A 21,620-nucleotide genomic window follows, 5' to 3' on the forward strand; every position below is an offset into this window, starting at 1 on the left:
TTAATTACCTGCTATTGCCTGCTGTAGTGCTTTAATCATTAACAAAGAAGAGGTTGCACCGGGATCTTGGTGACCAATACTGCGTTCGCCTAAATAGCTTGCTCGCCCTTTTTTCGCCAACATTTCAATCGTGGCAACCGCACTCGTTTCTGCTAGCTCAACCATTTCATTCAGTAAGTGATCGGCGCTCATGCCATTTTCTAACGACGCCTTCACGCTAACTAAAACGGGTAACCAAACATCACACATGGTTTTATCACCCAGTTCCGCTTTACCACGAGACACCACGCCATCCACACCGCTTTTTAGTGCATCGACCAACTCTTCAAACGTTAGTTGCTCTCGGGTTCCGACAGCGGCAGCCGTGCGAATAAACAGCGTGCCATACAGCGGGCCACTTGCCCCACCAACACTAGAAAGTAAGGTCATGCCCGTATTCTTGAGAATGCTGCCGATATTTTGGTCCGCAAATTGCGGCAGTTTTTCAGCAACTTTTTTAAAGCCACGGTTCATATTGAGACCATGGTCTGCGTCACCAATATCACGATCAAGGTCGGTCAGAAAATCTTGATTCTCTTGATACGTTTTTGCACATAACTCTAGCCAGTGAACGATATGTTGTTTTTCAATTTGCATGTTTGCTCCCCCCTCTTACCACTTGATCGCGGCCGTATCGACAGGAGCATCGAACAGCTCCAACATCTCTTTATCTGCCTTCAGCAACGTAATCGAAACGCCTTCCATATCGAGTGACGTACAGAAGTTACCAACCATATTACGCACGATACGGAACCCTGCTTGCTCGCAGTTATGAGCCAGACGGCGGTACACTCCGTAAAGCTCTGAAGTTGGCGTACCACCCATACCATTCACCATCACGATGTAGTCGTGTTCAGCGGCGAAAGGCTCAATGCTGGATTCCACTTCATCCCATTCACCTTCGTCACGATTCCAAATACGCAATGTGCGCTGATAAGGTGTGTTTTCAGCAACTTCAGCAAACATTTCATCCACTAACGTATCGACATCGGTGTATTTCACTCGCTTGATACCTGGTTCACCATGGATACCAACACCAAACTCAACTTCATCATCTTCCAGAACAAAAGATGGTTTACCTGCTGCGGGTACAACACAAGCATTAAGCGCCACGCCAAATGAACGACAGTGATTATTAACGCGACGAGCCAGCGCTTCACATTGCTCCAACGAATAACCTTTGCTCGCGGCAGCCCCAACTAACTTTTCAACTAATACCGTTCCAGCTACGCCACGGCGACCAGCGGTATACAGGCTGTCTTTGACTGCAACATCGTCATCCACCAACACCGACCCAACTTTGATGCCATCGGTATGAAGCAGCTCCACAGCCGTTTCAAAGTTCAACACGTCTCCGGTGTAGTTTTTAATGATAAATAGCACGCCTTCACCAGTATTCACTTGGTTGCCACATTCGTACATTTGATCTGGCGTTGGTGAAGTAAATACCTCTCCAGGGCAGGCGCCTGTCAGCATGCCTTTACCAATAAAACCAGCGTGCAAAGGTTCATGACCACAGCCACCACCAGAAACCAGTGCCACTTGCCCCGGTGTTTCCTCGTGCCACATGTAACGAGGTTCGTAGTTCGCTTTTAGCTCTGGGCGAGATAAAGCCAGACCTTCCATTTGCTGCAATACAACATCATCAATTTGGTTAATTAATTTTTTCATCGTTCTATCTCATTCCATTTATATTTTTATGTAGGGTATGAATTCATCTTAAACAGAGAAAAAGCGTGCTCAACAAAAATCAATTCGTTTCATATTGAAACGAAATCTTCGGCATTTTTGTTTCAATATGAAACGTAAAACGACAAATTTTCCTGAATAGTGATCGTCGCCAGAAAGCATGCTGATGCTTATTACTTCTGACAGTCGGTTTGACACAGAGGTCATAAAAGCATGGAACAAAACCAGAGATATCCTTCACCACTTACCACACCAAACCTAATATAAACCTTATCCCTACAATGGATATTCATTGCAGTCCAAAACACACATAAAAAGGTTAAAGGTTTGAATTATGGACAAAATTATTATCAGCCCAAGCAAATACGTCCAAGGTGAACAAGTACTTACATCTATCGCTCACTATGTGAAAACATTGGGTGAACGTCCGTTAGTAATTGCCGATGAGTTCGTGACTAACCTGGTTGGTGATGACGTCAAACAAAGTTTTGCTGACGAAAAGCTTCCACTCACTATGAACATTTTTGGTGGCGAATGTTCGCGCGTTGAGATTGAACGCATCACGGACATTTGTGCCACTCAAAAACACGATGTCATTGTCGGTATTGGTGGTGGTAAAACGTTAGATACAGCAAAGGCTGTTGCGTTTTACACCAAAATTCCTGTCGTGGTGGTTCCTACCATTGCCTCGACTGATGCGCCAACCTCAGCGCTTGCGGTGATATACACACCTGAAGGTGAATTTGCAGAATATTTGATGATCCCTAAAAACCCAGACATGGTCATCATGGATACGTCAGTCATCGCCAAAGCCCCTGTTCGCTTACTTGTATCGGGGATGGGCGACGCGCTTTCCACCTACTTTGAAGCTCGTGCCAACATGACTTCTGGTAAGGCAACAATGGCTGGTGGGTTAGCGACGCGTTCAGCACAAGCGCTTGCGAAACTTTGCTATGAAACCTTGCTTGAAGATGGTGTAAAAGCAAAAGCTGCGGTAGAAAATGGTGTGAGCACCAAAGCGGTAGAAAACATTATTGAAGCCAATACATACCTAAGCGGTATCGGTTTTGAAAGCAGTGGTCTAGCGGGTGCTCACGCTATTCATAACGGCCTAACTAAGCTTGAAGAGTGTCATCATCTCTATCATGGTGAGAAAGTCGCGTTCGGCACACTAGTTCAGCTGGTACTAGAAAACGCAGCGATGGAAGAGATTAATACGGTTCTTGCATTCTGCCGTTCTGTAGGTCTACCAACCAACTTATTTGATATGGGCGTTAAAGAGCTTAACCACGCTAAGTTGCGCGAGGTCGCCGAAGCCTCAACGGCCGAGGGAGAAACCATCCACAATATGCCATTCCCAGTGACGGCAGAAAATGTCTACTCTGCAATTCTAACCGCTCACCAGTTGGGTCAATAACTCACAAACCTTAAAATGGGTTTAAATAAAAAAGCGGCACATACTCTCGCATGTGCCGCTCAGGATTTTTGCTGTTAAGCGTAATTACTCAACCGTCACCGCTTTCGCTAGGTTACGTGGTTGGTCTACGTCCGTACCTTTGATCAGTGCTACGTAGTAAGACAGCAACTGCATAGGGATGGTGTAGTAGATCGCCGCCGTGATTTCACTAACGTGAGGCATTGTGATGATCTTCATTGTCTCATCGCCTTCGAAGCCTGCGTCTGCATCTGCGAATACGTATAGAAGGCCGCCACGCGCACGCACTTCTTCAACGTTTGATTTTAGCTTTTCAAGTAGGTCGTTGCTTGGTGCAACCACAACAACTGGCATGTCAGCATCAATTAGGGCCAGAGGACCGTGTTTCAGTTCACCCGCCGCGTACGCTTCTGCGTGGATGTACGAGATCTCTTTCAGTTTTAGAGACGCTTCCATCGCGATTGGGTAGAACTCGCCACGGCCTAGGAACAATGTGTGGTGCTTGTCTGCAAAATCCGTTGCTAGTGCTTCAATTTCTTTCTCGAAAGAAAGTGCCGCGTTGATTTGCTTAGGAAGTGCGTGTAGCGCTTCAACAATCTCTTTTTCTTTCTCTTTGCTGATGCGACCTTGCTCTTTACCCAGTGCTGTTACCAGCATAAGTAGTGCAGAAAGCTGAGTCGTGAACGCTTTGGTTGAAGCCACGCCGATTTCGACGCCAGCGCGAGTCATGAATGCAAAATCTGATTCACGAACCAAAGAGGAACCCGCTACGTTACAGATGGTCATCGCCGCCATGTAACCTTTCTCTTTTGCTAGGCGAAGTGCTGCTAGCGTATCAGCGGTTTCACCAGACTGAGACAACGTGATCAATAGGCTGTTTGGGCGAGTCACAAACTTGCGGTAACGGAATTCAGACGCGATTTCTACATCACAGCTCACGCCTGCAATGTCTTCAAACCAGTAACGTGCCGTCATACCTGCGTTGTAAGACGTACCACACGCCACGATTTGTACGTGTTCTACTTTGCTTAGAATGTCTGCCGCGTGCACACCGATCGCATCTGTCACAACAGAATCTGACGTGATACGACCTTCCATTGTGTTGATCAACGCTTTAGGTTGCTCATAGATTTCTTTTTGCATGAAGTGACGGTATTGACCTTTATCACCTGCATCATGCTCTGCATTAGATTCAACAATTTCACGCTCAACTGGCTCACCCGTTGCATCAAACACAGTGACTTCACGGCGAGTAATTTCTGCTACGTCCCCTTCTTCTAGGTACATGAAACGGCGCGTAACGTTAAGTAATGCAAGTTGGTCAGACGCTAGGAAGTTTTCACCCACACCAAAACCGATCACGATCGGGCTGCCTGAACGCGCTACTACGATGCGTGAAGGATCTTTGCGATCCAACGCTACGGTGCCGTATGCGCCTTCAAGTTGTTTTGCTGTTTTTTGTACCGCTTCTAATAGCGTTTCTGAAGTACGAAGTTCCCACTCAACCATGTGTGCGATAACTTCTGTATCCGTTTGCGATTCAAACACGTAGCCACGAGATTGAAGCAGCTCACGCAGCTCTTCATGGTTTTCGATGATGCCGTTATGTACCACTGCGATATCACCAGACATGTGTGGGTGAGCATTGATTTCAGAAGGTTCACCGTGCGTCGCCCAACGAGTGTGCGCAATGCCAGTTCCGCCGATCACTTTTGCTTCTTCTACTGCATCAGCCAATTCTTGTACTTTACCCAAGCGACGAACGCGCGTTAGGTTTGATTCGCCATCAACAACCGCAACGCCAGCAGAGTCGTAACCGCGGTACTCTAAGCGGCGTAGACCTTCAACCAAAATTTCTGCAACATCTCGTTGTGCTACTGCACCTACGATTCCACACATGTGTTTATCTCCGTTTGTAGTTTTGTTCTTCCCTAGCCATGATTTCAAATAGAGGCAGCAAGCAAAGGCCTTTATCCAGAGGGAAGTAAAATATGAAACTGATTACATTATTAGGCGCAAATGACTTTCACGCCATGTTGTTCAATCTGTACTTTATGCTCTGCTTGGATATCTGCATCGGTCACCAACACATCAACTTGATGCCAAGCGAGCTCTAAGTTTGGGATCTTACGGCCGATTTTTTCGGACTCGATCATTACGATCACTTCACGTGACGCTTCTGCCATTACCTTACTTAAGCCAACCAACTCATTAAATGTCGTGGTTCCACGCTCGAGATCAATGCCATCCGCACCGATGAATAGTTGGTCAAAGTCGTAAGCTCGTAATACAGATTCGGCCACTTTGCCTTGAAAGGACTCTGAGTGCGTATCCCAAGTACCGCCAGTCATCAGCAGTGTCGGTTCGCTCTCTAATTCATTTAGGGCGTTAGCAACATGCAACGAGTTGGTCATGACCACTAAGCCACGTTTGTCATTCAACTGTTGAATCAGCGCGGCAGTCGTGCTGCCACTGTCGATCACGATGCGATTATGATCGCGAATCAATGATGCAGCTGCTTTTGCTAAGCTTAACTTTCGAGTCGAAACATTAGCGCCCAATTCTTCGTGAATGACTTCCTTTGGGATAGCAATCGCACCGCCATAGCGGCGTAGAAGTTGGCCGTTTTTCTCTAAAGAAGCTAAATCCTTTCTAATCGTGACCTCTGAGGTTTCGAATTTCTGAGCAAGTTCATCAACGCTGACTTCTCCTAGTTCAGAAACCAAGTTAGAAATGGCGTGTCTTCTTAATTGAGTATTTCGTTTCGACATTTAAGTTTTGATTTTAAGTTTCGATGTGAAACTTATTATAGTCAAACCGAAACTTTTAAGTCCATTTATTTCGATCCAAAAAATTAATATTTCTCGATAAAACCTTGTCCTAAGACAATTCTTAAACAGTGATATTGGATTCATTCAGTGGTAGAATTCGCCACCGAAAAGAAAAAAAATTACAGAATTGAAGGCTATTTTTTTGCAACTTTCTGCATATAAAGTGGGATTAGTCACAAAAAGGTAACCAAAATCGCCGATCTTTTAGTCATAAAATGACTAAACTTGGTGAAAGACTTTCAGAATCTGAAGTTCTAATAATGAGACGAAAAATCGGTGGGTGACAGGTACTAAATGTCATCAAAAACGTCCTGACTTCAGAGTAAATAACCGACTTTCAAATTGTAACTATACTTACCGGAGAGTATCTTCCATGAAAAAGACCAAAATCGTATGTACGATTGGCCCTAAAACAGAATCTGTAGAGAAGCTAACTGAACTAGTTAACGCAGGCATGAACGTAATGCGCCTTAACTTCTCTCACGGTGACTACGAAGAACACGGCACTCGTATCGCGAACTTCCGTAAAGTAATGGAAGCTACTGGCAAACCACTAGCAATTCTTCTAGATACTAAAGGTCCAGAAATCCGCACTATCAAGCTAGAAGGCGGTAACGATGTTGATCTAGTAGCAGGTCAAGAATTCACTTTCACAACTGACACTTCAGTTGTAGGTAACAAAGATAAAGTTGCAGTAACTTACGCTGGTTTCGCAGCAGACCTAAACGTAGGTAACACTATCCTAGTAGACGACGGTCTAATCGAGATGGAAGTTATCTCTAAGACTGAAACTGAAGTTAAATGTAAAGTTCTTAACAACGGTGCACTAGGCGAAAACAAAGGTGTTAACCTTCCTGGCGTTTCTGTAAACCTACCTGCACTATCTGAAAAAGATAAGAACGACCTTAAGTTTGGTTGTGAGCAAGGCGTTGACTTCGTAGCAGCTTCTTTCATCCGTAAAGCGTCTGACGTTCAAGAAATCCGTGAAGTACTTGCTGCAAACGGCGGCGAGAACATCCACATCATCTCTAAGATCGAAAACCAAGAAGGTGTTGATAACTTCGACGAGATCCTAGAGCTTTCTGACGGCATCATGGTTGCTCGTGGTGACCTAGGTGTTGAAATCCCAGCTGAAGAAGTAATCTTCGCTCAGAAAATGATGATCGAGAAGTGTAACCGTGCACGTAAGATGGTTATCACTGCAACTCAAATGCTTGATTCTATGATCAACAACCCACGTCCTACTCGTGCGGAAGCAGGCGACGTTGCTAACGCAGTAATGGACGGTACTGACGCAGTAATGCTTTCTGGTGAAACGGCGAAAGGTAAATACCCTGTTGAAGCGGTAACTATCATGGCTCAAATCGCGAACCGTACTGACTCAGCGCTAAAAGCTGAACTAGGTTCTCGTCTAGACAGCCCACGTCTTCGCATCACTGAAGCAGTATGTAAAGGCGCTGTAGACACAGCTGAGAAACTAGCTGCTCCACTTATCGTTGTTGCAACTGAAGGCGGTAAGTCTGCACGTTCAGTACGTAAGTACTTCCCAACTGCAAACATTCTAGCGCTAACAACTAACAAGAAAACTGCTGCACAGCTAGTTCTAACTAAAGGTGTTACTCCTGTAGTTGTTGATTCAATCGAAAGCACTGACGCATTCTACGTAGCGGGTAAAGAACTTGCTCTAGAATCAGGTCTAGGTAACAAAGGCGATATCGTTGTTATGGTTTCTGGCGCTCTAGTTGCTTCAGGTACTACGAACACAGCTTCTGTACACGTACTATAAGACTGAACTTTTAACACTTCAGTTTCTTGAGAAGGAGGGCTTATGCCCTCCTTTTTTATATGGCTTTCTTGCTCTCATAATAGGCTAATTGTATTATTCACCTCTATCAGAATTTCGTACTGTTTAATTTTATCGTCACGATTAAAGTTTCTTCTATGAGGTGTATGTGTCTAGTCCCACTCTTACCGACAAAGTATTAAGAATGATCCGTCAGGATATTCTCGATGGCGAGCTTAAACCAGGTCAAAAACTCGTGGTTGCCGAACTCAAAGAGAAGTACAACGTAGGAGCGTCACCCATTCGAGAAGCATTGGTGCAATTATCTTGGAGCAAATACGTCAAACTCGAGCCGCAAAAAGGCTGCTGGGTTGCACCTGTATGTAAAGATGAGTTACATGACTTGTACGAAAGCCTGCAAATGGTCTCCGCATGCTTACTCAGTAAGGCAATTACGATTGGCGATGAAAAATGGGAACTGGATGTACTAACTGCTTATCACAAGTTATCCCGAGTAAAACCTGGCGAAAGCTTTTGCTGGAGGGAATGGGAAGAGCGCCAAAATCAGTTTCTTACTGCGCTGTTTGAAGGTGCTGGCTCTGTCAATATGTTTGGGTTTTTCCGCGATCTACTCACGCAAATTAAACGCTACCAATACTTCGCGATGCAGATTTTAGGCACAGGGAGCCCTGGGCACTGTAATCTCGATGAGCAAGAAATGCTGATGAAGGCATCGCTAGACAAAAAGAGTCAGGATGCTTTAGGTTATCTAGAGCGTTATTTGAGACAGTCAATACAGTGTATCGAAGCCGCCATCGACAACCAATGTCGCATACTGGCTAGCGAATAACGCTGAGACTAAAAAGCGGGGGTCTATCCCCGTTTTTTCGTTTTTGTAAAAGCACTAAGCAATATCATCATAACTATGACACAGCGATACGCAATTACGCCCTGCACTTTTTGACTCATACAAAGCAATATCAGCACATTTATACGTTCTTGTACGATCAGAGGTTAAATCACTATATCCAGCACTGACAGTAATGCCTCTATCACTACGCATTTGAACCGCGACACGTAGCCTGTTCAATACAATTTCAGCCTCTTCTAGTGTTGTATGCGGCATAATCACTGCAAATTCCTCACCACCGACACGAGATACAAAGTCTGTGCTGCGGACTTCTTCTAGGAGGGTTTCTGCGACACTACAAATCACCTTGTCTCCTTCGTCGTGGCCAAGCTCGTCATTAATACGTTTAAAGTGGTCAATATCAAACAACGCCAAACAAGCAGGAGGGCTATCAGGATAGCGTTCAATAATCCCCGCATATTGCGCCAATTGCTCTTCAAATTTTCGGCGGTTCCACAACCCCGTCAAGCCATCTTTTTCGCTTAGGTTTCGTAATTTTTCTTCTAACTCTTTTTGCCCAGAGATATCCACCAGCGACGTAATGTAATAACTCACTTTACCTGATTTGGTTAAATTCGCCTGAATACGCATTATTGCGGTAAATACTTGATTAAACTTAGTTCGACAACGAATCTCCCCTTCCCATACGTGTTCACTCTTCAGTATTTTCCAGATACTCAGGTTTGCTTCGAGATCTTCAGGTAAGAGAATTAAATGATGTGCACTCCAACCTTGGGCATGCTTGGTTGAGTAACCCATCATGTTTTCAAACTCTTGATTAACCATGATGATTCTATGTGAAGCATCCGAGATCATCACCGCAGTCATACCATCAAGAGCAGCTCGAGCCAACTTCGACTCCATACTATGACGCCGATAATGCAGAGCAAGGGCTGCCGTCGGCAAAGTGAAGCCGAGCACCAAACTTAGAACAAAAAATGCTTCTTGGATTAAGTCATCAATGTCCCTCTGAGCTCGGGATAATAACTGCTCATTGGTAAGATCAATAACCAGATGAAGAGGTTCGCTAGAAACAAACTGGATGGTGCGATACGCGACCAAATTCGAACCATTGTAAGCATAGCCCGAATCTTTTGAATTTAAACTACGCCAAATGTTTGGGTACATCCGGCCAAAATTAAATTGAGAGCGAGCGGGAATTATATGGCCATATAAACGAGCTGATTTAGGGCTATCAATGTAAAATCCGTCACTTTTAATCAGCTCAATATGGAAATCAAGCACTGACGAATAGTTGAGTCGAGAAGATAAATAGTCAATATCAACATTAAGGACGAGATACCCTTCGCGCTTTCCGTTAAGCGAAATAGGCATCAAAATGCGCAGTGACGGGCTATAGGGATAGACTAACTCGCCATACTCTCGTTCTAAACCTATCCCCCACGAAGCGATTTCGCCATCGTCTAAGTTCTTAGCGAATTGAAAGTAATCTCGCTCTGACTTATTTTGCAATTTGATCGCGGGCAACGCAGCGCCTGTTTCAATCTCATAATTAATCCTCACTTTTTCTCGACCAGAAACATCAAGAAAGCGAATTTGCTTATACAACTTTTGATTGATTGCGACCGAGATCCACATGTCTTCTAAGATGGAACGGTTCACCCGGTTAGGTTGGCGCAGATATTCATACAGACTTTGGCTGTGACCAAGTAGGTCACTGATCGTTTCGATTTGATCCTGAATATTGCTGTATTCACGGCCAGTATAGGCCAATTGATGTAACGCTTCTTGAGCGGTGTTCTCAACATTGTTTTCTAACAACGTCAGATATTTCTGATAGTAGTAAGCGGCAGTGAGTGCACTAAAAAATAGTGCTGTCGCCAATAAGGTGCCGACTCGCTTAGGTACTTTCACACGTCTAATGCCTATCATGCTTACTAAAACGACAATTATATCATTAATTGTTATTTTCTAAACAAAAAAGCCACTTAGATTAAGTGGCTTTTCTATATGCAATCAGAGAGTTAAGGTTTGAGGGCTCGCTCTCCTCGCGCAATGCCAACGACACCACTACGAGCAACTTCGACAACTTCGGTCACTTCGGATATCGCTTGAATGAAGGCATCTAGCTTTTCACTCGTACCCGCAAGTTGTACGGTGTATTGGGAAGCCGTGACATCCACGATCTGGCCACGGAAGATGTCTGCCGTCCGCTTCACTTCTGCTCGCGCAAAACCACTGGCTTTCACTTTCACCATCATCAGTTCACGCTCAATGTGCTCATACTCGGTGACTTCTTGTACTTTCAGCACATCGATCAATTTGTGTAACTGCTTCTGAATTTGTTCCAACTGCATCTCATCAGATGTCGTGGTAATGTTCATTCGCGACAAGGTTTCATCATCAGTCGGTGATACCGTCAAAGATTCAATGTTGTAACCACGTTGAGAGAACAAACCAACAACACGAGACAACGCACCCGGTTGGTTTTCCAATAGCAATGAAATAATGTGTCTCATATTAAGTTCTCTCCGTTTTGCTTAGCCACATTTTATCCATACCCTCACCTTTGATTTGCATCGGGTATACGTGTTCGGTTTCGTCTACGTTGATGTCCACAAACACCAGACGATCTTTCATATCCAACGCTTTTTGTAGCCCTTCTTCGAGCTGATCAGGCGTTTCGATACGAATACCGACGTGACCATAAGCTTCTGCAATCGCTGCAAAGTCAGGAACAGAACTCATGTAAGAATTAGAGTGACGGCCTTGATAAATAATGTCTTGCCACTGTTTTACCATGCCTAAGAATCGGTTGTTCAGGTTGATGATCTTCACTGGAATGTCGTATTGCATGGCTGTCGACAATTCTTGAATATTCATCTGAATACTGCCGTCACCAGTCACAACCACGACCTCTTCTTGTGGCATGGCAAACTTCACGCCCATGCCAGCCGGAAGACCAAATCCCATGGTGCCAAGACCACCAGAGTTTATCCAACGGCGCGGCTTATTGAATGGGTAGTACAGCGCCGCAAACATCTGATGCTGGCCCACATCAGACGCCACATATGCGTCGCCATTAGTTAGCTTGTGCAGCGTTTCAATTACTTGCTGTGGCTTGATTCGTTCTGGAGACGTTTCATAAGACAAGCAGTTGCGGTCACGCCATACTTGAATGTCATCCCACCATGCGGTGATAGCATCTTGATCATTTCCACTACCTTGCTCTGCAAGCAGCCCGAGCATGGTTGTCAGCACTTTTTCCGCAGAACCTACGATCGGCAAATCCACTTTCACGTTTTTCGAGATCGATGACGGATCGATATCAATATGCATCACTTTTGCGTTTGGGCAGTACTTTTCAAGGTTGTTGGTTGTACGGTCATCAAAACGCACACCGATACCAAAAATAAGATCCGCTTCATGCATTGCCATATTAGCTTCGTAAGTGCCGTGCATACCCAACATGCCCAGTGAGTTTTTATGTGTACCCGGGAATGCCCCCAAGCCCATCAAAGTACTCACTACTGGTAGGTTCAGTTTGTCGGAAAGCTCTAAAATATGTTCATGGGCGCCAGAAATCACCGCACCACCACCGATATAAAGCACTGGTTTTTTCGCTTCTAATAGCGATTTAAGCGCTTTTTTAATCTGGCCTTTATGGCCCGAAGTTGTCGGCTTGTAAGAGCGCATAGAAAGCGTTTCTGGATATTGATAAGGCAGTTTGATTTGCGGGTTCATTACATCTTTTGGCAAATCAATCACAACTGGACCAGGTCGACCTGTAGTCGCGATATAAAACGCTTTTTTGATTGTTTCAGGAATATCTTCCGCTTTTTTTACTAAAAAGCTGTGTTTGACCACTGGGCGGGAGACACCGACGATGTCACACTCTTGGAAAGCATCATTACCAATTAGGCTATTTGGTACGTTACCCGAGATAACGATCATTGGGATAGAGTCCATATACGCTGTTGCAATACCCGTAATGGTATTGGTCGCGCCCGGCCCCGAGCACACAAGTACGACACCCGGTTTACCGGTAGCTCGAGCGTAACCATCTGCCATATGAGTGGCGGCTTGCTCATGCCTTACAAGTACGTGTTTGATTTGATCGGTTTTGGCATGCAGTGCATCGTAGATATCCAAAACAGAGCCACCTGGGTAGCCAAAGATCTGCTCTACGTGCTCTTCTATCAGAGATTGAACCACCATCTCTGCGCCTGACAACATTGCTGTCATAATTGCTCTCCTTAGCCAGTTTCCTCACCGTAAGGTCAACGGATTGGTCTGGTTTTACATAGTCTAGGTCTTATTCGTAGCCTAATCGAAATACTTCCACGTTTTCGGCTATGTCTTGCGTTCGTCATAACATCCCGCAAGGTTACCCAACAAATGTAACGTTTTATTATCAAAGGGTCTAATGAGAGATTGGTCTACTTTTTAAACAAGATACTAGTAATTAGAATGTTAGTAGGAATAGCAGCCACACATCTCCTATTTCACAGTACAAACTAAAAAGTCAACGCTCAAAAAAAGAACATTATTTCATAAGCTTTTAGCTATTGGGTGCGAAATAGCGTTATTTGACGAGCAAAGCAGAAAAAATCAATACAAACAAAAATCCCCAGCAATGCGCGATCACATCACTGGGGGTTTTTTCATCAATATAAAATCTAAGTCAGCTTAAGTTACTTTTTATCCGACTTTTCCTTATACATTTCTTCAATTTCATCTTGGTATTTGTCATTGATGACTTTACGACGAAGTTTTTGAGTTGGCGTTAACTCACCATCATCCATAGAGAAAGCTCTTGGTAACAGTTTAAACTTCTTCACTTGTTCAAACTTTGCCAACTCTTTTTGAAGATCGTTCACACGCTTCTCAAGCATTTCGACCACCTGGTGGTGCTTAATCAACTCAACGCGATCGTGATATTTGATATTCAGCTCTTTCGCGTACTCTTCTAGCGAATCATAACAAGGCACGATAAGCGCAGAAACAAACTTACGAGTATCCGCAATGACTGCGATTTGCTCGATAAAGTGGTCTTTACCAATCGCACCTTCAATCATTTGTGGAGCGATGTATTTACCACCTGAAGTTTTCATCAACTCTTTGATACGGTCGGTGATGAACAAGTTGCCATTTTCATCAATGTAACCAGCGTCGCCCGTTTTTAGGAAACCGTGCTCATCAAAGGTCTTTTCCGTCTCTTCTGGCATTTTGTAATAGCCACGCATCACCATTGGACCACGAACCAGAATCTCGTTGTTTTCGCCGATCTTAACCTGTGCGCCAGGCATCGACATACCAATAGAGTCGGGGTTAAAACATTTATCATCCCAACACGATACTGTCGCCGTGGTTTCAGTCATGCCGTAGCCCAACTTAACGTTGATACCAATCGCATGGAAGAATCGACCGATGGTTTCATCCAGCTTTGCACCGCCACAAGGCATAAAGTTGATTTGCCCGCCAAGTAGCGCACGCAGTTTGCTCAGAACCAACTTATCCGCCAAAGCGTATGACTTACGCAGCAAGAGCGATGGCTGACGTTTTTCTTGATGACAAGCGGCCATTTTTGCGCCCATGTTGACTGCCCAAGTAAACATGATCTTACGGTGAATCGGCGCGCGAGACACTTTCTCATGAATCGCAGAGAAGATCTTCTCATAGAAACGCGGTACGGCACACATCACGGTAGGTCGCACCTGGCTCAGTGCATCACGTACTTGCATGGTGTCTTGCAAATAGCAGTTGGTCGCCCCTTTGTACAATACATAAAAGGTCCAAGCGCGCTCAAATACGTGTGACAACGGAAGGAAACATAATGACACGTCACTTTGAGAAAGGCTCAAGCGCTGATCGTGCCCTTCCAATTGCGCCGCAATGTTTGCGTAGTCCAACATAACGCCTTTTGGCTGGCCTGTTGTACCCGAGGTGTAGATCAGCGTGAGTAGATCATCTTCTTTTGCCTGATCTAAACGCGCGTCCAATTCAACTTGATATGTAGCGTCGCCTTTGGCAACAAATGCTTGCCAAGAGATAACGAAATCATGATCGCCAAGTTCTATATCATCAGACATCGCAACAATGAGCTCTAACTGTTCGCACTGGTCGAAAATGCTCACTGCTGCATCAAATTGAGGCTGTTCACCAACAAACAGAACTTTGACGTCTGCATTGTTAATGATGTACGCCGACTGGGCGGCAGTATTGGTTGGGTAAATAGGTACTGTCACGCTGCGTAATTGCAGTGCTGCGATATCAGCGATCGTCCATTGCGGCATGTTGTTCGAGAAAATGCCGATCTTATCTTGGACTCCTAATCCCTGAGCCAAAAGTGCAAGTGATAAAGCATCAACTTGCTGACCAAATTGCGTCCACGTAATACCTTGCCACTCCTCACCCACTTTATGCTTGAGTGCAACGCGTGTACCACCGTTCGCAATTTGTTCACGAATACGTTTAACGATATGAAAATCTAACTTGGCCATTCTTTTACTTACCTTTTGGCTTACAGGCGTAAGCTAATTGAGCGAACAAGTGTACTCACGGCTTGCTAAAACGCAACTGACCAGTATCAAACTTATCACTAATAAGAGACAACTATCACTTATACGTCGCGAACGTACCTAAAATTGCTGAATGATTACTCTATTTAACTTACTGTTTCGATTGTTGATTACGAAAACAAAAAGCCCCGAGAGACAAAAATCGCTCGGGGACCAATGAATTGTAAAAATTGATGATTACCAATATGGTCTAATCGAGAAGACCAAACGTCATCTTATTTTGCGGCAACGACTTCACCACAAGTGATCATCAGTTGATCGCGTAGCCAAATGTGGCCTTTATCTTTTTCACTTGATTCATGCCAGCTTAAGAATCCGCTGATTTCTTTGTTCGCAAATGGGAAATCAAGAATTTGCAGTTGATCGCTGTTGACCGCATTTTCCGCCATCCAACGTGGTGCAATAGTCACAAGCTCAGATTGACCCACCACGTATAGTAGGTTGCTTAAACTAGAACCTTCATACGCCGCTTGGCAATCCAGTTCACGGTACGCTTGCTCTGAGAAACTACGTTGGCCATGAACTTTCGATAACTTCGCATGCTTTTCGTTAAGCAGTTGCTCAGCCGTCACACCACCTTGAATGCGTGGGTGGGTTTTTGATGCGATAACCACTAATTCATCTTTGAAGATTTCAGTACTTGAGAAACCTTGCTCATCAAAACGAGCGTAGTCGATCACGAAATCAATTTCTTGGTAGCGCATACGCTCAGACAACAAACGGTCAAATTCTGCATCTAGGTGAAGCTGAACGTTTGGTGCTTGTTGATTCACTTTTGCCATGATCTTCGGAGCAAAACGCATGTCACAAGGGCTGCAAATCGCAAGCTTGAATAAGCGAGTCGAAGATTCTGGTTGGAATACAGAGCTAGGAAGTTCATTGCGAATCAGCTGTAGTGCTTGGCGAATAGGGCCAAACAGTTGACGAGCTCGTTGCGTAGGCTGAATACCACGGCCTTGGCGCATGAATAGCTCGTCGTTAAACATCACTTTTAAGCGTGCCACGGCGTTACTTACTGCCGGTTGAGACATGCCTAGGTTATGTGCTGCACGAGTAATATTTTGCTCTTGCATTACAGCATCAAATACAGTCAGTAGGTTTAAATCTACACCACGCAAAGTGCTTTCCATACGGTAGCTAGCAATTGCGCTCATCGCGTCTTTCTTCTCTAACATTGAGTGCGCCTCTTTTGTAATCGTCAACTTTGTTCATTAAATTCATAACGAATAGAATCCCATCTCGCACAAAAGACGGCGGCTGGATTCGAATCATTTTACGAATAGATAACCTAACTTTTTATTATATTTATCGTCCGGATACTTCCGGCTCGAACTGTACTATCAACTAATCGATTGCGGTTTCGCAACTAGATTGATATTTAATCAGTAAATTTTAGCCAATTAGGTATTTATTCGTTAAATAACAAAAGCTTGATAAAAACATAAAAAACTATAAAACACGTAAAAATGCATTCTTTGAGGACGTATTTAGCAAATTGATAGGACAGGCGGTTAACACAAGCATGCATTTAGCTCAGTTATTGGTTGAGATAAGAACAACATATAGCAGCTATATCTCTGATTGAATTTTGCACTTATCAGTCAAATTATCAGCAAATACACACTGAATAGAAATGAGAGAGGAAGAATAAAAATGCAGCCTTCCAAACAGAAAGGCTGCAACAAAATCGTGTCAAAAATGGAAGGAACAATGTACTTAGAACAACGTACTTAAATGTTCGACACGTAACTTGGAAAATCAACCTGCTCCCACAGTTGTCTGGATAACTCTGCTTTTGAATCCCATGCACCTTGCAGTACCCAATGAACAATAGCCTGAGCAACATCTGGGTATTTCACACTTTCGGCTTGTTGCTCCTTTAGCCACTGGCGTACTGCGGAAATGTCTAAGCTCTCCATCGACATCGCAAGCCCTAAATCTTCTAAGGTCGCAACATTGCTCTGCTGCTCGAATTGACCCGCGAGTGGCTTTAGTAACAATTTTTTCCCCAAAGACAAGGCTTCTGAAGGAAGCTCAAACCCACCATTAGCAATGACACCACTACAGCGATGCAAATGATGCTGGAAGTTGCTGTGGCATAAAGGGCGCAGTTCTATGTTTTCTACCTGCTCACATTCGATCACATCCGGGTGATAACAGATAAACGCTTGTTGATTAAAGTGGAACAATAAGTCCGAGATATCTTCTATCGATTCGAACGGCAGATACACCAACACGAAGTCGTCGTTTTCTGCTTGGCTATCGACGGTATGCACTATTGGTGGTAACAAAGGTTGATCAAAATGATGCCAATGCAAACCAAGGTGATGTTGAGAAGGCGCAAAGTATTCAATGACGGATTTATCTAACCAACTTGCTCCCTTTAGTGGCACCGGATAACGGAAAGCATTTTGGTGGCTAATACCAATAGAAGGCTTATTTTGTTGTCTCGCTGCCCACGCAGTCACAGGTTCGAAATCATTAATGATAAGATCGTAGGACGACAGATCGAGTTGCTTAACTTCTTTGAAAAACTGCACCAAATTGTTATTCAATGCTGTTTTCGCGTAGTTTACAGAGCCTTTTTCGGTAATAAAGGTGAAGCCTCGGCGAGTCTGGTAATCGCCAAATGCTTCCATTGAAAAGTATTTTTCCGGCGCTCGCCCAGAAAACAAAAAGTTGACCTCAACATTGTGCTCTTTAAACGCATGACTCATCGCCCTTGCGCGTGCAATATGTCCGTTTCCTGTCCCTTGAACACCGTACAAGATTTTCATCAATTAGCCTCCTAACATCGCAATCGCTAATCCACCACAAAGACTGCCAAGCAGTGCACCAATGATGACATCGGTAAAAAAGTGCACACCCAATAAGATTCGCGCGGTTCCGATTAAACTTGCCCAAAAGAATGCAGCAACGCCTAGGCTCGGATAGAAATGGTCAATCAGCGTCGCCATGACAAACGCAGCGGCAGTGTGTCCTGAAGGAAGACTGTAGCGATCAGAGGGAGTAATAAAAGCAGGAAGGAGTGCACTAAGCTCTTCAGGGCGACGACGCTTAAAACTATTTTTCAGCGTCCAATAAATTGGTAGCTCGATAGCAAAAGCAAGTAAACCCGCCAGTAAAAACCAGACTCCTTGCTCCTTATCTAAATACCAAGCTAATAAACCCAACACCAAGTAAAGATGCCCGTCACCACTGTGGGAGACTCCTTTGCTGATATTGGCGACTTGTTGATTAAAACGGTGCTTAAGACAAACACTAGAGAGCGCTAAATCAAACTTAGCAATGGTTGCAATTGGCTGTGTAATTGTCTCTATGGTTCGCATGTGACCTTTCCTTACTTTGACAACGCCTTTGTGTGAAAAGTAGGAGGTTTAGGTGACAACAGCATGACGGGAATTTGGACAATTAATGACAAAGGCCAAATTAAGGTGTGCCCAACAATTTATCTATTGGGCATAACCATAAAAATAGAACATTAAGAAGGGTTTGCTGGTTGCGGTTGAGGGGTGTCTATATACCAGACTTTTCTCTTCTTGCGGCAGGCGCGCAAAGAGCCCGTCGTCATGTCGCCATCTTTTGTAAGCTCATAGCTCAGTGAGCGGCAAGTATAGTTTCCCGACAGTTCATGCTCTATACTCGTTTGCTCCGTTTTACTCGATTTAGGCTCTAGTAGAGGGTTAGGCTGAGTAGATAAAATGTCACGATTTATCACATTGCTGCGCGCATAATCCTTATGGACATAACCTTTTATCACTCCTTTCTGTTCAACGAGAAACCAAGGTTGATCAACCACTTTTGCTAGCACATTAAAGACTTCCCCTTTCGATAATACGCCAAGCTTTGCCCCTTCAAGACTCGGTTTAGAGCGTAGGTTTAATGTGGTCTTAGAGCGGTAAGAAACATCCATAAACTCTACTGGGTTTGAAGTATCGACACCTTCAGTGGTTGGTCGGAAAACTTCCGCTTGCTGTTTCTCACTAGGTTGAACGCGGATCTTCCACCAAGAATACGTTTCCGGATCTTTACCTTTAAACTTATTTCGGCTGTCAGACTCAAGGGCAACAAGCATCTGATTCAAGAACGATTCGCGTCCCTCATAACTCAAAAATCGATCCATTTGATCATTGATAACCATGACGCTCTGCGAGTGATCATTCATAACAACGGGGGAAGCCACTTCCACATAGGTCTGCGATTGAAACAGCTGACAACCCGACAAGCTGACCAGAGTAAATACTATGGCTGAACGTCCAAATTGTTTTGTTAACCTCATTCTTTCCCTAACCCTTATTTCTTTTACCTAGTGCAACTGCACTACTATAAATGGTCATTCAAAACTTTTGCCAAACAATTCGGACCTTTGTGTGACAAGTCGCAATCCCGATGCTTGTTTTGGTAATGAAACGTCGCAAACTTGATGAGAACTTACTTCTTCTAGCACGTTTCTATCGCATCATGTCGTTTCACTTAGTGCATCATTTTTTTCAAGCAAACGAAAAGACTCATCCGATATGAATAAAAAATCGACTTTAGGGTTGACGCGCTTCATGGAGTGCGGTACTAATTTGTTAACTTAATTATGTGGAAAGCTTAACAACTATGTCAGCTCATTTTTCTATCCTGCTTAGCCTCCTCCTGATCGTGACCAGTTCGCGCGGGTAGGCTGTGGAAGAAAAATAACCACACCAATTTCTAAGAACCCGCATGAGAATGCGGGTTTTTTTTATATCTAAATACTGGAAGTAAACGATTCACTTGCGCGAAAGTGCAGAAATCAGGAAGGAAGCAAACATGAACGATCAGGTCATTATATTCGACACCACATTGCGTGATGGCGAGCAAGCGTTGTCAGCAAGCTTGACGGTTAAAGAAAAACTGCAGATTGCCTATGCGCTGGAAAGACTCGGCGTTGATGTTATCGAAGCTGGCTTCCCAATCTCTTCACCAGGTGATTTCGAGTCTGTACAAACCATCGCAAAAAACATAAAAAACAGTCGAGTTTGTGCCCTTTCGCGTGCCGTTGCGAAAGACATTGATGCTGCCGCTGAAGCCTTAAAAGTGGCCGACCAATTCCGTATCCACACATTTTTAGCCACTTCCACCATTCACGTAGAAGACAAACTACGCCGCAGCTACGACGATGTACTAGAAATGGCAGTCAACGCCGTTAAACATGCACGTAACTACACTGATGATGTCGAGTTTTCTTGTGAAGATGCTGGTCGTACTCCAATCGACAACCTATGTCGCATGGTAGAAGCCGCCATCAATGCAGGTGCGAGTACAATCAACATTCCAGATACCGTTGGCTACACCGTACCAAGTGAGTTTGGTGGGATTATTGAAACCCTATTTAACCGCGTTCCGAACATTGATAAAGCGATCATCTCCGTTCACTGTCACGACGATTTGGGGATGTCAGTTGCCAACTCTATTGCCGCCGTTCAAGCTGGCGCACGTCAGATAGAAGGCACGATCAATGGCATTGGAGAGCGAGCGGGTAACTGTTCACTTGAAGAGATCGCAATGATCATCAAGACTCGTCAAGAGTTTTTGGGCGTTCACACTGGCATTAAGCATGATGAAATTCACCGCACCAGTAAGTTGGTTAGCCAGCTATGCAATATGCCTATTCAAAGCAACAAAGCAATTGTGGGTGCAAATGCGTTTAGCCACTCTTCAGGCATCCACCAAGATGGCATGTTGAAGAATAAGAATACCTACGAAATCATGACCCCTGAGTCTATTGGCCTAAAAAACCAAGCTCTGAACCTAACCAGCCGCAGCGGTCGCGCTGCCGTGAAGAGCCATATGGATACCATGGGTTACAACGAAGACGAGTACAACCTAGACGCGCTGTATGCGGATTTCTTGAAACTTGCTGATCGCAAAGGCCAAGTGTTCGATTACGACCTAGAAGCCCTAATGCACTTCTCGAACTTGCGTGAAGAAGATGACTTCTACAAATTGAGCTACCTAAGCGTGCAGTCTGGCAGCGTAATGGCTACCACCAGCATCAAAATGCAATGCGGTGATGAAGAAATGTGTGAAGCAGCGGTCGGTAATGGCCCAGTTGATGCGCTATACCAATGTATCTACCGCGTGACAGGCTACGACATCGTTCTGGATAAATTCGACCTAACCGCGAAAGGTGAAGGTGAAGATGGTTTGGGTCAAGCAGACATCATTGCCAACTACAAAGGTCGCAAATACCACGGTACGGGTGTTTCCACCGACATCGTTGAGGCTTCCGGCCAAGCATTATTGCACGTTATTAACAGCATTCATCGTGCAGATAAAATCGAAGAAATGAAGCAGAAAAAGATTGCGACTGTGTAATAACAACCGGGCTACACGGCTCAGGAAAGAACACGCTCGTTGAAAT

Annotated in this window: 16 protein-coding genes; 4 read left to right on the forward strand and 12 right to left on the reverse strand. The window is 44.4% G+C overall.

All coding sequences use genetic code 11. The features are described from left to right. Positions 1-636: a dihydroxyacetone kinase subunit DhaL gene (gene dhaL, locus R7E29_RS18395; protein WP_053304323.1), complete on the reverse strand. Its 636-nt coding sequence runs from the start codon at positions 634-636 to the stop codon at positions 1-3. Positions 637-651: 15 nt separating this feature from the next. Then, positions 652-1,710, reverse strand: coding sequence for a dihydroxyacetone kinase subunit DhaK (dhaK, locus tag R7E29_RS18400; protein ID WP_054576650.1), 1,059 nt, complete (start codon positions 1,708-1,710; stop codon positions 652-654). A 352-nt stretch (positions 1,711-2,062) separates the two neighbouring features. Between dhaK and R7E29_RS18405 the strand changes: the two genes are divergently transcribed. Next, entirely contained in the window at positions 2,063-3,145 is a 1,083-nt protein-coding gene (locus R7E29_RS18405; protein ID WP_005379703.1) for a glycerol dehydrogenase, read from the forward strand. An 84-nt stretch (positions 3,146-3,229) separates the two neighbouring features. Here the strand turns inward: R7E29_RS18405 and glmS are convergent, their stop codons facing one another. Both glmS and R7E29_RS18415 read right to left on the reverse strand, forming a co-directional pair. Further along, positions 3,230-5,062 carry a glutamine--fructose-6-phosphate transaminase (isomerizing) gene (gene glmS, locus R7E29_RS18410; protein WP_005379702.1) on the reverse strand — a complete coding sequence of 611 codons (1,833 nt, stop codon included), beginning with the start codon at positions 5,060-5,062 and terminating at the stop codon, positions 3,230-3,232. Positions 5,063-5,172: 110 nt separating this feature from the next. Further along, positions 5,173-5,934: a DeoR/GlpR family DNA-binding transcription regulator gene (locus R7E29_RS18415; RefSeq protein WP_005379701.1), complete on the reverse strand. Its 762-nt coding sequence runs from the start codon at positions 5,932-5,934 to the stop codon at positions 5,173-5,175. A 433-nt stretch (positions 5,935-6,367) separates the two neighbouring features. Between R7E29_RS18415 and pykF the strand changes: the two genes are divergently transcribed. Both pykF and R7E29_RS18425 read left to right on the forward strand, forming a co-directional pair. Next, entirely contained in the window at positions 6,368-7,780 is a 1,413-nt protein-coding gene (pykF, locus tag R7E29_RS18420) for a pyruvate kinase PykF (RefSeq protein ID WP_005392243.1), read from the forward strand. Positions 7,781-7,940: 160 nt separating this feature from the next. Further along, positions 7,941-8,627, forward strand: coding sequence for a GntR family transcriptional regulator (locus R7E29_RS18425; RefSeq protein ID WP_081008344.1), 687 nt, complete (start codon positions 7,941-7,943; stop codon positions 8,625-8,627). A gap of 54 nt (positions 8,628-8,681) precedes the next feature. Here the strand turns inward: R7E29_RS18425 and R7E29_RS18430 are convergent, their stop codons facing one another. The 8 genes from R7E29_RS18430 to R7E29_RS18465 form a co-directional block, all read right to left on the reverse strand. Next, positions 8,682-10,562, reverse strand: a complete 1,881-nt coding sequence (locus R7E29_RS18430; RefSeq protein ID WP_054576648.1) for a diguanylate cyclase — start codon at positions 10,560-10,562, stop codon at positions 8,682-8,684. Between the two features lie 110 nt (positions 10,563-10,672). Further along, entirely contained in the window at positions 10,673-11,167 is a 495-nt protein-coding gene (gene ilvN / locus R7E29_RS18435; RefSeq protein ID WP_005379697.1) for an acetolactate synthase small subunit, read from the reverse strand. Between the two features lies 1 nt (position 11,168). After that, positions 11,169-12,893 carry an acetolactate synthase 3 large subunit gene (locus tag R7E29_RS18440; RefSeq protein WP_005379695.1) on the reverse strand — a complete coding sequence of 575 codons (1,725 nt, stop codon included), beginning with the start codon at positions 12,891-12,893 and terminating at the stop codon, positions 11,169-11,171. A gap of 449 nt (positions 12,894-13,342) precedes the next feature. After that, entirely contained in the window at positions 13,343-15,151 is a 1,809-nt protein-coding gene (locus R7E29_RS18445; RefSeq protein WP_005379694.1) for an AMP-dependent synthetase/ligase, read from the reverse strand. Positions 15,152-15,444: 293 nt separating this feature from the next. Then, a complete protein-coding gene (calR, locus tag R7E29_RS18450; RefSeq protein WP_005379693.1) occupies positions 15,445-16,404 on the reverse strand; it encodes a LysR family transcriptional regulator CalR in 960 nt (319 codons plus the stop codon). Positions 16,405-16,959: 555 nt separating this feature from the next. Beyond that, complete coding sequence (locus tag R7E29_RS18455) at positions 16,960-18,006, reverse strand: MJ1255/VC2487 family glycosyltransferase (protein ID WP_054576647.1); 1,047 nt, start codon at positions 18,004-18,006, stop codon at positions 16,960-16,962. Positions 18,007-18,009: 3 nt separating this feature from the next. Next, positions 18,010-18,558, reverse strand: a complete 549-nt coding sequence (locus R7E29_RS18460) for a phosphatase PAP2 family protein (RefSeq protein ID WP_005379690.1) — start codon at positions 18,556-18,558, stop codon at positions 18,010-18,012. Between the two features lie 152 nt (positions 18,559-18,710). Beyond that, on the reverse strand, positions 18,711-19,508 hold the full coding sequence (locus R7E29_RS18465; RefSeq protein WP_047101941.1) for an SH3 domain-containing protein: 798 nt from the start codon (positions 19,506-19,508) through the stop codon (positions 18,711-18,713). Positions 19,509-20,026: 518 nt separating this feature from the next. On the opposite strand from R7E29_RS18465, the gene leuA reads away from it, so the two are divergent. Then, positions 20,027-21,574, forward strand: a complete 1,548-nt coding sequence (gene leuA / locus R7E29_RS18470) for a 2-isopropylmalate synthase (RefSeq protein WP_005379685.1) — start codon at positions 20,027-20,029, stop codon at positions 21,572-21,574. Positions 21,575-21,620: the final 46 nt, after the last annotated feature.

The sequence above is a fragment of the Vibrio sp. Vb1729 genome (genome assembly GCF_033338655.1).
In the GTDB taxonomy this organism is placed as follows: Bacteria; Pseudomonadota; Gammaproteobacteria; order Enterobacterales; family Vibrionaceae; genus Vibrio; species Vibrio alginolyticus.

Coding starts and splice junctions, on each gene's coding strand:
- dhaL (WP_053304323.1), bottom strand. CDS start 636: ATGCAAATTGAAAAACAACATATCGTTCACTGGCTAGAGTTATGTGCA.
- dhaK (WP_054576650.1), bottom strand. CDS start 1,710: ATGAAAAAATTAATTAACCAAATTGATGATGTTGTATTGCAGCAAATG.
- R7E29_RS18405 (WP_005379703.1), top strand. CDS start 2,063: ATGGACAAAATTATTATCAGCCCAAGCAAATACGTCCAAGGTGAACAA.
- glmS (WP_005379702.1), bottom strand. CDS start 5,062: ATGTGTGGAATCGTAGGTGCAGTAGCACAACGAGATGTTGCAGAAATT.
- R7E29_RS18415 (WP_005379701.1), bottom strand. CDS start 5,934: ATGTCGAAACGAAATACTCAATTAAGAAGACACGCCATTTCTAACTTG.
- pykF (WP_005392243.1), top strand. CDS start 6,368: ATGAAAAAGACCAAAATCGTATGTACGATTGGCCCTAAAACAGAATCT.
- ilvN (WP_005379697.1), bottom strand. CDS start 11,167: ATGAGACACATTATTTCATTGCTATTGGAAAACCAACCGGGTGCGTTG.
- R7E29_RS18440 (WP_005379695.1), bottom strand. CDS start 12,893: ATGACAGCAATGTTGTCAGGCGCAGAGATGGTGGTTCAATCTCTGATA.
- R7E29_RS18445 (WP_005379694.1), bottom strand. CDS start 15,151: ATGGCCAAGTTAGATTTTCATATCGTTAAACGTATTCGTGAACAAATT.
- calR (WP_005379693.1), bottom strand. CDS start 16,404: ATGTTAGAGAAGAAAGACGCGATGAGCGCAATTGCTAGCTACCGTATG.
- R7E29_RS18455 (WP_054576647.1), bottom strand. CDS start 18,006: ATGAAAATCTTGTACGGTGTTCAAGGGACAGGAAACGGACATATTGCA.
- R7E29_RS18460 (WP_005379690.1), bottom strand. CDS start 18,558: ATGCGAACCATAGAGACAATTACACAGCCAATTGCAACCATTGCTAAG.
- R7E29_RS18465 (WP_047101941.1), bottom strand. CDS start 19,508: ATGAGGTTAACAAAACAATTTGGACGTTCAGCCATAGTATTTACTCTG.
- leuA (WP_005379685.1), top strand. CDS start 20,027: ATGAACGATCAGGTCATTATATTCGACACCACATTGCGTGATGGCGAG.